This window comes from Caballeronia sp. LZ065, from assembly GCF_031450975.1.
Classification (GTDB): domain Bacteria; phylum Pseudomonadota; class Gammaproteobacteria; order Burkholderiales; family Burkholderiaceae; genus Caballeronia.
Genome location: NZ_JARUXV010000004.1, coordinates 1507952 through 1520674 on the forward strand (window position 1 = coordinate 1507952; position 12723 = coordinate 1520674).

The 12723-nt window shown below is 64.9% G+C and carries 13 protein-coding genes; 4 read left to right on the forward strand and 9 right to left on the reverse strand.

Annotated elements, in window-relative coordinates:
- Window positions 1–38: 38 nt before the first annotated feature.
- From QCE63_RS33450 to QCE63_RS33460, 3 genes are all read right to left on the reverse strand, one after another.
- Entirely contained in the window at window positions 39–659 is a 621-nt protein-coding gene (locus QCE63_RS33450; RefSeq protein ID WP_309839172.1) for a glutathione S-transferase, read from the reverse strand.
- A gap of 164 nt (window positions 660–823) precedes the next feature.
- A complete protein-coding gene (locus QCE63_RS33455) occupies window positions 824–1141 on the reverse strand; it encodes a hypothetical protein (protein WP_404990217.1) in 318 nt (105 codons plus the stop codon).
- 102 nt (window positions 1142–1243) lie between these two features.
- On the reverse strand, window positions 1244–1429 hold the full coding sequence (locus tag QCE63_RS33460; protein ID WP_309839174.1) for a DUF1289 domain-containing protein: 186 nt from the start codon (window positions 1427–1429) through the stop codon (window positions 1244–1246).
- A 266-nt stretch (window positions 1430–1695) separates the two neighbouring features.
- On the opposite strand from QCE63_RS33460, the gene QCE63_RS33465 reads away from it, so the two are divergent.
- Window positions 1696–3714 (forward strand): AI-2E family transporter, encoded by a 2019-nt coding sequence (locus tag QCE63_RS33465; RefSeq protein WP_309839175.1) that lies wholly within the window; start codon window positions 1696–1698, stop codon window positions 3712–3714.
- Between the two features lie 6 nt (window positions 3715–3720).
- Here the strand turns inward: QCE63_RS33465 and QCE63_RS33470 are convergent, their stop codons facing one another.
- From QCE63_RS33470 to QCE63_RS33485, 4 genes are all read right to left on the reverse strand, one after another.
- Entirely contained in the window at window positions 3721–3954 is a 234-nt protein-coding gene (locus QCE63_RS33470) for a hypothetical protein (RefSeq protein ID WP_061120011.1), read from the reverse strand.
- Between the two features lie 89 nt (window positions 3955–4043).
- Window positions 4044–5603 (reverse strand): methyl-accepting chemotaxis protein, encoded by a 1560-nt coding sequence (locus tag QCE63_RS33475; RefSeq protein WP_309839177.1) that lies wholly within the window; start codon window positions 5601–5603, stop codon window positions 4044–4046.
- A 165-nt stretch (window positions 5604–5768) separates the two neighbouring features.
- Complete coding sequence (locus QCE63_RS33480; protein WP_309839179.1) at window positions 5769–6563, reverse strand: 3-hydroxybutyrate dehydrogenase; 795 nt, start codon at window positions 6561–6563, stop codon at window positions 5769–5771.
- Between the two features lie 112 nt (window positions 6564–6675).
- Window positions 6676–8076 carry a GntP family permease gene (locus tag QCE63_RS33485; RefSeq protein ID WP_309839181.1) on the reverse strand — a complete coding sequence of 467 codons (1401 nt, stop codon included), beginning with the start codon at window positions 8074–8076 and terminating at the stop codon, window positions 6676–6678.
- Between the two features lie 322 nt (window positions 8077–8398).
- Here QCE63_RS33485 and QCE63_RS33490 point away from each other — a divergent pair, with 322 nt between their 5' ends.
- Window positions 8399–9853, forward strand: coding sequence for a sigma 54-interacting transcriptional regulator (locus tag QCE63_RS33490; RefSeq protein WP_309839183.1), 1455 nt, complete (start codon window positions 8399–8401; stop codon window positions 9851–9853).
- A 91-nt stretch (window positions 9854–9944) separates the two neighbouring features.
- Window positions 9945–10202 carry a hypothetical protein gene (locus QCE63_RS33495; protein ID WP_404990218.1) on the forward strand — a complete coding sequence of 86 codons (258 nt, stop codon included), beginning with the start codon at window positions 9945–9947 and terminating at the stop codon, window positions 10200–10202.
- A gap of 11 nt (window positions 10203–10213) precedes the next feature.
- On the opposite strand, the gene QCE63_RS33500 is transcribed toward QCE63_RS33495, so the two are convergent.
- A complete protein-coding gene (locus tag QCE63_RS33500) occupies window positions 10214–10777 on the reverse strand; it encodes a lipocalin family protein (protein ID WP_404990219.1) in 564 nt (187 codons plus the stop codon).
- A gap of 534 nt (window positions 10778–11311) precedes the next feature.
- Between QCE63_RS33500 and QCE63_RS33505 the strand changes: the two genes are divergently transcribed.
- On the forward strand, window positions 11312–12244 hold the full coding sequence (locus tag QCE63_RS33505) for an AEC family transporter (RefSeq protein ID WP_309839187.1): 933 nt from the start codon (window positions 11312–11314) through the stop codon (window positions 12242–12244).
- Window positions 12245–12367: 123 nt separating this feature from the next.
- Here QCE63_RS33505 and QCE63_RS33510 read toward each other — a convergent pair whose 3' ends face one another.
- Window positions 12368–12619 (reverse strand): DUF4148 domain-containing protein, encoded by a 252-nt coding sequence (locus QCE63_RS33510; protein WP_309839190.1) that lies wholly within the window; start codon window positions 12617–12619, stop codon window positions 12368–12370.
- Between the last annotated feature and the right edge of the window lie 104 nt (window positions 12620–12723).

Below are 12723 nucleotides of genomic sequence, written 5' to 3' on the forward strand. Positions count from 1 at the left end.
CACACGCCGGTAGGGCGGCGCTGCCGCCCTGAATGACTTTACGCCGCGAGTCCCGCGGCTGTCTTTTTGAAGGGAACGAAGCCGGGCAGCGCCTCGACGCGGCGCAACCAGGCGTTCACGTTCGCGTAACCCGACAGATCGACGTTGCCTTCCGGCGCGCTCGCGATATAGCTGTACAGCGCGACATCGGCGATGGTCGGATGCGCGCTGCCGATGTCCGCGATCCAGTCGCGCTGGGCCAATTGCCCATCGATGACGCCGAGAATCGAATGGGCGCGCGCGATGACTTCTTCCGCGTTGAATTTCGCGCCGAAGACGGTCACGAGCCGCGCGGCGGCGGGTCCGAAGGCAATCTGTCCCGCCGCGACCGACAGCCAGCGCTGGACGGCGGCTTCCTTGGCGGGATCGTGCGGCAGCCAGTTCGTATCGACCGACTTGCGGGCGAGATAGACGAGGATGGCGTTCGAATCGGCGATGACGTGCTTGCCGTCGACCAGAACAGGAACTTGGCCGAAGGCATTCAGCTTGAGGAATTCCGGCGTCTTGTGAGCGCCCTTCGCGAGATCGACGACTTCTTCCTCGTGCTCGATCGCGAGCAGGTTGATCATGAGGCGCGCACGGTGCGCATGCCCGGACAACGGAAAGGTGTAGAGCTTCACGGCAAGATCCCCTGGGTTGATTGTCGGCCGCGTGGCGGGTGCGGCCGGTGAATCAAGTATGGGTTCTTGCCTTCACGGGGAGAATGGGGCGGAAAATCAAATCACTCTTCTCGAAACGAGAATGGTGATGATTGGATCACTCGAAGACTCACCATTTAACCAAGTCAGTTCGACGCCGGCACATTCGCCTTGTTGCCCGCCAGCGGCGAGCCATAGCCGCCGCTGTTGGCGTTGTTCGGCAGGCCGTTGACGAGCTGCGCGCGGGGGTCGGACGGATTGAGGTTGAGCTCGCCGGCCTGTGCATTTCCGTGGGACGGGTATTGGCTGCCTAGCGGCGCATTCGGCATGAGCTTCGTGCTGTTCTGCGGCGCGTACATGTCGGTTTCCGGGCTCGGATGAAGCTGGGCGAACGTGGCGGGCGCCGCCAGGGTTGCGGCAAGTGCAAAGGTGAGGGAAGTACAACGCGGAATACTCACTTTCATGACAGGCTCCTGAGAGGATGGGCCATACAGAAATTCAGTGTAGTCCCGCGGGCGCGGGCAATTCCGCATCACCCTACCGCCGACCAGTCCAGCCTTTGTTCCTTATTTCTTCTTGTGTTTCTTGAACTTGGCCTTGCGTTGCGATTGCTCGTCGATGATCCGCACGCGATGCTTGTCCTTCATCTTCTTCCACTGCTTGCACTCGTCCTTCGTGCGCATGCAACCGACGCAGAAGCCGGTCTTGTCATCGAACTTGCAGATGCCGATACAGGGTGATTCGACTGCCATGATGTCCTTGTATGTCGTTTTGCAGAGTTTGGTAGACGGCGGCCAGACCGTCGCACGGTCTTGACGCAAGCACGACGCGCTCCCGCATGTCCTCACCGTTGCAACGAATGCAGTAAAATCCGGCTCCCGCATCGTCTCACCTCAAGCGCGGTCGAGCAGCGCCCGGCGGCACGCGCCTTGCTTTTGTCCACGGAGCCGGGCATCGATGCCGGCCGCGCCCCGCCACGCGGTGCCCCTCAGCCTATTTCAAGAAGCGAGCCGACTCCATGCCGCAAGCTCCCGGCCCGCGCCGGCCACCCGCCAAAATCCTGCCGCCCGAGGCGCCCGGCGTGCGCGCGCTAGCCTCGCTGATTACGGGCGTCGTCGTCATTTGCGCGCTGTATTTCGGGCGCGCGGTGATGATCCCGATCATTCTCGCCATCCTGCTGAGCTTTCTGCTCGCCCCGTTCGTCGATTTCCTGCGCCGCCTGCGTTTCGGTCAAGTGCCTTCGGTGATCGTCGCGGTGGTGGTCGCGCTGTCGGTGTTGACGGCTGTGGGCGCGTTGATCGGCGCGCAGGTGGCGCAACTCGCCGGCGATCTGCCGAAATACCAGGTCGCCGTCGAGCGCAAGGTCGACGCCGTCCAGCGCGTCACGGTAGGCCGCGCCGACGAGTTCCTCGGCCGCGCCTCGCGCGCGCTGAAGCGGATTTCGCCCGCTCGCGAGCAGGAACAGAAGAACGAAGACAACCCGGCGGCGTCGCCCATCGACCAGCCGATGCCGGTCGAAGTTCACGAACCGACGCCGACTCCGCTCGAACTCGCGCAGCGCTTTCTCTCGCCGGTCATCAGCCCGCTGGAAACCACCGGCATCGTGCTGGTGGTCGCGATATTCATCCTGTTGCAGCGCGAGGATCTGCGCGACCGCCTGATCCGCCTGTTCGGCTCGCGCGACCTGCATCGCGCCACCACCGCCATGGACGAGGCTGCGCGCCGCCTGTCGCGCTATTTCCTCGCGCAGCTCGGCATCAACATGGGCGTGGGCATCGTGATTTCCATCGGGCTTGCGGTCATCGGCGTGCCGGGCGCGCTGCTGTTCGGCGTGATGACCGCGCTGTTGCGCTTCGTGCCGTATGTCGGGACGTGGATCGCGGCGATCGTCGCCGTGGTCTTCGCGGCGGCCGTCGGCCCCGGCTGGGCGATGCTCGTCTGGACCATTGTGCTGTTCGGCGTGACGGACATCGTCGCGGGGCAGGTGGTGGAGCCGCTGCTCTACGGGCACAGCACCGGACTGTCGCCGTTCGCGGTGATCGTCGCGGCAATTTTCTGGAGCTGGATCTGGGGGCCGATTGGCCTCGTGCTCTCGACGCCGCTCACCCTCTGCCTCGTGATTCTCGGCCGTCACGTGGACCGGCTGGAATTTCTCGACGTGCTGTTCGGCGACCGGCCCGCGCTCACGCCCGCCGAGAACTTCTATCAGCGCCTGCTGGCGAACGATCCCGACGAGGCGCTGGTCCAGGCCGAGACGCTGCTGAAGGAGCGCTCGCTGATCGCGTACTACGACGAAGTGGCGCTGGAAGGGCTGCGCTACGCGCACAACGACGTGCTGCGCGGCGTGGTGACGGCGGACCAGTTGCGGCGTATCAACGAGTCGGCGCTCGACATTATCGAAGGTCTTGAAGACGCCGCCGATACCGCCGTGACCGCGATTCCAAAGGAAGAGCTGCCCGCGAGCTTCGAATCCCCCGACGACAGGCCCGCGCTCCGGCCGGAAAGGCCGCCCGCGCGCTTCGATGCGCAGAAGGAAGGGCACACGGCGTCGGTGCTGTGCATCGCGGGCCGCAGCGAACTCGACGATCTCGCCGCGACCATCGCCGTGCAGTTGTTCCGCAAGCACGGCCTGTATGCCGATCTCGCCGGCTACGAGCGCTTCTCGCGCGGCCGCTTCGGCGAAGTGGACCTGTCGGGCGTGACGATCATCTGCGTGGTGTCGTTCGACGCAGCCGAATCGCCGCCGTATCTGCGCAACCTGCTGCGCCGGCTGCATCAGCGCGCGCCCGTGGCGGAGCTGATCGTCGGGCTGGTGTTTCCGGATCGCGAGCTGCAGGGCGAGGTGCTGGTGCGCACGAGTTCGGCGGCGGTGTCATTCCGGCAACTGGTGGAGGCGTGCGTGGCGGCCGCGCGCCGTCAAACCACCGATGGCGCGCCGTGGTCCGGCCTGCGCGGCGCGGACGGCGAAGCCGCGCTCAACGGTCCGCCCGCGCCCGGCGACGCCCGCGAGGACGTACCCGAACTGCGCAACGCGTGATGCCGCTCAGCGATTGCCGTCGAAGAGATCGTTGAGCATGGTGTCGAAGGCGGCTTGCGCGTCTTCGAGTTCCTGAAGCGCGGCGTCAAAGGTTTGCAGCGCCATTTGCGACGGCCGGCCGTCGCCTTCGGGTGGAAACTGGGTTTGCAGCGCCAGGAAGGCGGATTGCACTTGGCGCGTGGCGTTGACGATACGTTCCATCGCTCGCGCTTCTTCCGCGCGATTGTTCTCTGCGGTCATCGGAGACACTCCTCGTGGGTCTTGCTTCAGCAATGCTCCGATAGTACCAAGCCATGCGGGTTTCGCGTTCCCGTCGCAGCGCCTTCCGCTCAGACCCGGGCGACAGTGAAGAGCCGCACGGCTTCGTCGAGCACCACGGCGCGCTCCGCGAGCCGCTGGGCGGTGGCCGCCGCCTGCTCGACGAGCGCCGCGTTCTGCTGGGTTGAATCGTCGAGATGCGCGACGGCCTGATTCACCTGCGCAATGCCGTCCGCCTGCTCGCCGCTGGCCTTCGCCACTTCCATGATGATGGTCGACACGCGGTTCACCGCTTCGTCGATGGCGCGCATCTGGCTCGTCGTGCGCGTGACGAGACTCGTGCCTTCCGCGATCTGCGCGACGCTCGTCGCCACCACGCCCTCGATTTCCTTCGCCGACGCCGCGCAGCGCTGCGCGAGATTGCGCACTTCGGTCGCCACGACCGCGAACGAGCGGCCCGCCTCGCCCGCGCGCGCCGCCTCGACGGCCGCGTTCAGCGCAAGGATGTTGGTCTGGAAGGCAATGCCATCGATCACGTCGGTGATATCCGCGATGCGCCGCGACGCCACCGTGATGCCGGCCATCGTCTGCTCGACCTGGCTCGCGATGCGTCCGCCGTCGTCGGCCGCGGCCTGCGCTTCACGGACGAGTTCCAGCGCGCGCACGGTGGCGTCGGCGTTGCCTTGTACGGTCGTGGTGAGCTGGTCCATCGTCGCGGCGGTCTGTTCGAGCGATGCCGCCTGCATCTCCGTGCGGCGGGACAGATCCGTGTTGCCGCTCGAAATCTCGTTGGCGGCGTCGAGCACGCCGGCAATCTGCCCGCGCACATCGAACACGATGGCCGCGAGATTCGCCTTCAACTGACCGAGCGCGCGTTGCACGTCGCCGAGATCGTCGTGGCGGGCATCGGGCATGTCGACGGTCAGATCGCCGGCCGCCATGCGCGCGGCGAAGCCAGACATCGTGCGGACCGGCGCATCCACTTGTCGCGACAAGGCGAGCCAGCCCGCCAGGCCGACCAATGCGCCCGCTCCGAGCGCGCACCAGAAGGGCAGCGGCGGCGCGCCGCGCCAGCCGGCCAGCGCGGCGAGCAGCATCGCGACGGGCACGGCCACGAAGCCCAGCCCCAGCCGCGCGCGGACCGGCAGGTTCGTAAGCGCCGCGAGTTGTCCCGCGAAGCCGTTTCTCACGAGAGCGCCACGCACCAGCCGATGCGACGCGTCGCCAGTCTTCAGTCGTGCATACAGCGTGGCGGCTTCGCGCACTTCGTCGCGCGTCGGCTTCACGCGCACCGACAGATACCCGACCACCTTGCCGTGCTCCATCACCGGCGTGACGTTCGCGCGCACCCAGTAGTGATCGCCGTCCTTGCGGCGGTTCTTGACCAGCGCGGTCCACGGACGGCCGGCGCGGATGGTCGCCCAGAGATCGGCGAACGCTTCACGAGGCATGTCGGGATGGCGAATCAGATTGTGCGGCTGGCCAATCAGCTCTTCGCGCGAAAAGCCGGAGACTGAGACAAAGGCGGGATTGCAGTACTGGATGTTGCCGGAGAGGTCGGTGGCGGAGACGAGCATCTCCGAGGCGGGAAATTCGAACGCTTGCTGGGTAACGGGTTGGTTGTTGCGCATGATGTCCTTGCTTCGTTCTCGATGCGCGCCGTTCAGCGAGAACAGCGCGCCGTGAATTACAAGGATATAACGGCTATATCCCCACATTCTTGAGGGATATCCGAGCAAAACGCTCAAGTGTGGCGAGCTTTGTGCCGATAACGCGCGCCCGCCGCTGTGCGCTTTTTATTGCGCGCTCCAGCCGCCGTCGATTTGCAGCGCCGAACCGCGCATCTCGCTGGCGGCATCGGAACAGAGGAACACGGCCATGTCGCCGATCTGCTGCGCCGTCACGAATTGCGCCGACGGCTGCTTGTCGCCGAGCAGCTTGGTGCGGGCGGCATCGGCGGAGAGCGACTCGCGGGCGGCGAGATCGTCGATTTGTTTCTGCACCAGCGGCGTCAGCACGAAACCCGGGCAGATGGCGTTGACCGTCACGCCGCTGCGCGCGTTTTCGAGCGCGGCCACCTTGGTCAGGCCGAGAATGCCGTGCTTCGCGGCCACATAGGCCGACTTGCCCGCCGAGCCCACCAGCCCGTGCACCGACGCAATGTTGATCACACGGCCCCAGTTGCGCGTACGCATCTGCGGCAGCGCGACGCGCATCGTGTGGAACGCCGAACTCAGGTTGATCGCGATGATGGCGTCCCAGCGGTCCACCGGAAACTCGTCGATGGTCGCCACGTGCTGGATGCCCGCGTTGTTCACGAGAATGTCGACTGCGCCGAACGTGTCGTTCGCGAAGGCGATCATCGCTTCGATCTCGTCCGGCTTGGTCATGTCCGCCGGGTGATGCACGGCTTTCGCGCCGGCTGCCTCGATCTGCTTGAGCGCGCCTTCGACATCGCCGAAGCCGTTGAGCACGAGGTTCGCACCGGCGCGGGCGAACGCCGTCGCGATGCCGAGACCGATGCCGCTCGTCGAGCCGGTGACCAGCGCCGTCTTGCCGGCGAGCGAAGTGTTCGATGCGATTTGAGTCATACGCGGTGAATTTCCTTCGGTTGAATGTGAGCGTCCGCGAAAGTGTGGGGCGTGGCGCGCGCGACGTGAATTGGGGGTTGCCGTGGGTAAGACCGGCGGCAACCCCGACGTGTCAGACGAGGCCCGTCAGGTAGTAGACCGTGATGACGAAGAACACGGCGAGCGTCTTGATGATCGTCACGGCGAAGATGTCGCGATACGACTCGCGGTGCGTGAGCCCGGTCACCGCCAGCAGCGTGATGACCGCGCCGTTGTGCGGCAGGGTGTCCATGCCGCCGGACGCCATCGCGACCACGCGGTGCAGCACTTCGAGCGGAATGTGCGCGGCCTGCGCGCCGGCGATGAACGTGTCGGACATCGCGGCCAGCGCGATGCTCATGCCGCCCGACGCCGACCCCGTGATGCCCGCGAGCGCGCTCACCGAAATCGCCGCGTTGACGAGCGGATTCGGGATGCTCTTGAGCGCATCGGACACGACGAGAAAGCCCGGCAACGCCGCGATCACGCCGCCGAAGCCGTATTCGGACGCCGTGTTCATGGCAGCGAGCAGCGCACCCGCGACCGCCGCGCGCGTGCCCACGGCGAAACGCTCTTTCACCCGCCCGAACGCGGTCAGCAGCACGAGCACGATGCCGAGCAGCAGCGCGCCTTCCACGGCCCAGATCGCGACGACGGTCTTGACCGCCGTCGTGACGGGCGCGTGGATGCCGGGCAGCACTTCAGGCGCGACGGTGTAGCTCGCGCCGTACCACGTGGGAATCCACTTGGTCAGCGCGAAGTTGGCCACGCCGACGAGGATCAGCGGCGCGACGGCCAGAATCGGATTGGGCAGCGAGGTCGACTCGACGCGTTCCGGTTCGTTCACGAGCGACGTGCCGTAGCCTTCGCCCTTGGCCATCGCCGAGCGGCGGCGCCATTCGAGGAAGGTCAGGCCCACGACGATGATGAACACCGAGCCGATCACGCCGAGCCAAGGTGCGGCCCAGCCGGTCGTCTTGAAGAAGGTGGTCGGGATGATGTTCTGGATCTGCGGCGTGCCGGGCAGCGAGTCCATCGTGAAGGAGAAGGCGCCGAGCGCGATGGCGCCGGGCATCAGGCGCTTCGGGATATTGCTCTGGCGATACATCTCCGCCGCGAACGGATAGACCGCGAACACGACGACGAACAGCGACACGCCGCCATAGGTGAGCAACGCGCACACGGCGACGATCACCGCATTGACGCGCGACCTGCCGATATAGCGGATCGCCGCGGCGACGATCGACTCGGAGAAGCCCGACAACTCGATCACCTTGCCGAACACGGCGCCGAGCAGGAACACGGGGAAGTAGAGCTTCACGAAGCCGACCATCTTCTCCATGAAGATGCCGGAGAACACGGGTGCGACGGCGGCGGGATCGGTGAGCAGGACGGCCGCGAGCGCGGCAATCGGGGCGAACAGGATGACGCTGTAGCCGCGATAGGCGGCAAGCATCAGGAACGCCAGGGCGGCGAGCACGATGAGGAACGACATTGAGTCTCCGTGAATGGATTGTTCTTGAACGTCCCATGCGCCTTTTCTGGAAGCGCCGGAGGCCGTTTTGACGCGGGTGACGCGCCGCGCGGGCAAATGCAGCTTTCGTGCCAGATCAGACGCAGCAAGGCGGGACGCGCTTCCAGCAAGCATGATCGCGCGATATTTCAGGGCGATGTCTCCGAACCGGGACGAATCGAAAGCTGCAAGTTTCCCTTCGACCCGGCTTCAGCCGTCGAAAACTAGTGTCAATGCGGATTGCGCGTCAGTCTCCGAATTGAGATAGTCAGTCTCGAAAACGAGATGAGGAGACATGCACGGCATGCGCAACGACTGGACCAACGTCCCTGCGGACTATAGCGCCGTGATGCGTCGCGCGATGGAATCGCTGTTCAAGACCTTCGAGAACCTGAGCGAAGGCACCTTCATCGTCGATGCGGACGCGCGCGTCGTGTGGATCAACAAGCGCTATGCGGCGCGCTTCGGTTTCGAGGATCCGCTGGATGCCATCGGGCTCGACTGCGAGAGCGTGATCCCCAACAGCCTGATGCGCGAAGTGGTCGCGACCGGCAAGCCGATCCTGCTCGACGTGCTCGAAACTGATCGCGAGCCGCTCGTCGTCACCCGTCTGCCGCTCAAGGACGAGGCGGGTACGACCATCGGCGGCATTGGCTTCGCGCTCTTCGACGAAATGAAGGCGCTCACGCCGCTCTTCGCGCACTATGCGCGCGTGCAGCAGGAACTGATCGCGACGCGGCAGTCGCTCGCGCAGGCAAGGCGGGCGAAGTACACGTTTTCAAGCTTCGTCGGGACGAGTCCGGCGAGCCTCGAAGTGAAGCGACAGGCGCGGCGCGCAGCGCTGGTCGATTCGCCCGTGTTGCTGCTCGGCGAAACCGGCACCGGCAAGGAACTGCTCGCACACGCGATCCACGGCGCGTCGACGCGCGCAGGCAAGCCGCTCGTCACGGTGAACGTCGCGGCGATTCCGGACACGCTGCTCGAAGTGGAATTCTTCGGCGCGGCGGCCGGCGCCTATACGGGCGCGGAGCGGCGCGGGCGCATCGGCAAGTTCGAACTGGCCGACGGCGGCACGCTCTTTCTCGACGAAATCGGCGACATGCCGCTGCCGCTTCAGGGCAAGCTCTTGCGCGTGCTGCAGGACAAGGAGTTCGAGCCGCTCGGCTCGAACCGTATCGTGCGAGCGGATGTGCGCATCATCGCGGCAACCTCGGCGGATTTGCCCGCGCTCGTTGCGGCGGGGCGCTTTCGCGCGGACCTGTTTTATCGTCTGAATGTATTGACCATTCACGCACCGCCGCTGCGCGAGCGGCTCGACGATATCGAAGCGCTCGCCTATGCCATTCTCGAAGACCTCTCGGCGGATACGCGTCCGGGACACGTCGGCCACTTCGTGCTGCACAAGGACGGCTTGCGGCTGCTCGAGGCGTACCCGTGGCCCGGCAACGTGCGCGAGTTGCGCAATACGCTCGAACGGGCGCTGATGCTGTCGGAGTCGCAACACATCGACGCGCACACGCTGAGCACCTTCATCGATGCCAACCGCGTGGTGCTCGCGGCGCAGTCCGAGCCCGCCGTGCCGGACAACCCGGAACCGCCGCTCCTGTCTCATGCAGACGCCATGGCGGATTTCGAGCGGCGCTATCTCTCGGATGCGCTGCGCGCGAGCGGCGGACGCGTGGCGGATGCGGCGGAGCGCATCGGCATCGGGCGCGCGACGCTCTATAAAAAGATTTCGGCGCTGGGCATTGCTGTCTGAGGCTTGCCGCGCACAACAACAGGGGCGCGAAAGCTCCGCGTGGCATACTCGCGAAATCGAAAATAACGACCAAGAATCAAAGGGGTAAGGGATGAAGATCGGCACGGCAATCGGCCTTTCAGTCATGCTCGCGGGCAGCGCGTGGGCGCTCGCCGGATGCAGCAGCGCGCCGCCGCTGTTTTCCGCCGATGGACGTCCCACGCAGCAGATCCAGTGTCCCGGCTACGGCGGCTGGCGCAACTGCACCGACAACGCGAAGGCGCTCTGCCCGAGCGGCTACGATGTCCTCGATCAATCCACCGACAACAATCAGAACACGCTGCTCGTCGCCTGCAAGGCGAGCCAGTAATCCTTCTCGGTTCAATCGTGCTGCGTCTCGCGCAGCATCGTGAGGTCGTAGCCGAGCGCCTGCGTGCGCGTCAGAAGCAGGCGGCGCAGTTCCGCCGATGGCTTCGCGTCTCGCGTGAGAATCCACAGATAGCGTCCGCTCGGCTCGCCGACGATCGACCATGAATAGTCGTCGGCATGATCGAGGATCCAGTAGTCGCCGACGTAGAACGGCCCGAAGAACGACACCTTCAGCTTGGTCCCGTTCGAGCCTGGAACGACCTTCGCCCGTCCCTCGGCGGAACGATAGGGGCCGTCGAGGCCGCCTTGTCGACAGCCATTGATGACCGACACGAGCCCGTCTTCGCGCCGTGCGTAGTTCGCCGTGACCGCTTCGCAATTGCGCTCGAAGCGGTTCTCATAGCGCGCGAACTCGTGCCAGTGACCGAGATAGCGATCGAGATCGACGGCCTTCGACGGTTCCGGAACGTGCTCGTTGCCCTTTTTGCGCGACCCGTTCGATGCACACGCGGTCAGTGCGCCTATTCCGCCGATCAGCACGAGCGCCGTAGCGCCCCAAGCCAGGGCTTTCTTCATTGTCATGTCGCGTCAACGTGTGAGGAGTGTCCGAAAACAGCGTTGCAGCAAGCTTCGTTCCGAATAGGAGCGCTCCCGAAGATTCTCACCTTTGGCGCGATCCATGCCGGCATGCGCGGTATCGTGCGGGTCCGGCAGAGCCTGAATACGCCTGAAAGTGCCCGAAAAAGGCGGATTCAGGGAGCTCGCACGACGGCGGCGGCTCACCTTTCGCGACGTCCCGAATTCCCTCACCTCAAACCGGCTGGAGGATCCGGCGCACGTCACTTCGCCTTTCTGACCGATGGCGAATCGTCGCGACGCACGGCGGCGTCTAAAACTTCTCGCTCAATTTAATGCGTTCTGAAACAGAGACTTGCAAGGCGCACTTAAACACGCAAATCAGCTTGCGCGAATGTTTCGATATCCATAAGGATGGGGCTGGAGTGAGTCGCCCCTGCCTCCGTCGGCTCACCGTTGCCCGCCTCCCGCAACGTCTCACCTTTCTGACTCGCGGTATCCTCTCGCACCTTCCCGGACACGCTCGTCACCGCCTTGCTCAAGCCGCTCTTCACCATCATCCTGCCCGTCTTCGGTCTGATCTTCGCCGGCTACGCGTGTCGCAAACTCAACAAGCTTGGCCCGTCGGCGGCTTCGGAACTCAATCGCTTCGTCGTCTATCTCGCCCTGCCTGCGCTCCTCTTCGACATCATGGCAAGGACGCCGTGGACCTCGCTCGACCAGCCGGCGTTCATCGCTGCTTTCGGCATCGGCTCGGCGGTCATCTTCATCGCGACACTCGTCGTCCGCCTGCTTCAGGCGCGGCCACTCGCGGACGCCAGCATCGACGGACTCAACGCGGCATATCCGAACAGCGGCTTCATCGGTTTGCCGCTCTGTCTGCTGGCGTTCGGCGACGCGAGTCTTGCACCCGCTGTCATCGCGATGATCATGACGGTGTGCGTGTTGTTCGCCATCGCGATCGTGCTGATTGAACTGGGGCTTCAGAGCGAGAAGCATCCGTGGGCAACGCTCGTCAGCGTCGCGAAGTCGCTCGCGAAGAATCCCTTGCTGATCGCGCCGCTGGCGGGCGCGCTGGTGAGTGGTGCCGGCGTGCATGTGCCGCAGGGCGTCGAGGCGTTGCTGAAGCTGCTGGGCAACGCGGCCAGTCCGTGTGCGCTCGTGGCGCTTGGCCTGTTTCTCGGTGCGAAGACCGGCGCGCACGACAAGCGGACCATCGGCGCGCTCGTGCTGCTCAAGCTGATTGCGCAGCCGTTGCTGACCTGGTGGCTGGCCTTTCATCTGTTCGATCTGCCGCCGCTATTGGCCAAGACCGCCGTGATCCTGAGCGCCTTGCCGACCGGCACGGGTCCGTTCATGCTGGCTGAGTTCTATCGGCGGGAGGGCGGCGTGACGTCGAACACGATTCTCGTCTCGACCGCCTGCTCGCTCGTCACCGTGACCGCCTGTCTGACGATGCTGCTTTGAGCCGCTGCCGCCGCGCGGGCAAAAAAACGCCCGGCGCGGGAGCGTCGGGCGAAACCACCTTCTGTTCGATGGTGGAGGAGGGAGGGCTCAGACGGGCTTCCTCTGAATGCGTGGCGCGAGCGTTCAGCGCGTGGTGTGGCCGTTGTCGGCATCGGCGCGCAGTTGCTGCGCATGGCGTTCCTGGTACGGTCGCAGTTGCGGATAGCTCAGTGCGTTGACGGCGTCGAGATCGCCGGCGCTGCGTGCGCTCGCCAGTTCCGCCTTGACTTCAGCCCGCGTCTTGCCGGCAAAAGCCGATTGCGCGAAGGCCGGAGCCGCGGCGAGCAGCGCAGACAGCAGCACACCGCCGATCAACGTAACTTTGGCGTTATTCATGTCAACTCTCCTGAATCCGTTTCTGCGCCGGGGTGACGCTTGAGGAAAAGTCTAGAAGGAAACCTATTGGACAAAAATACCGATTGAGCCAACACATTGTTGTC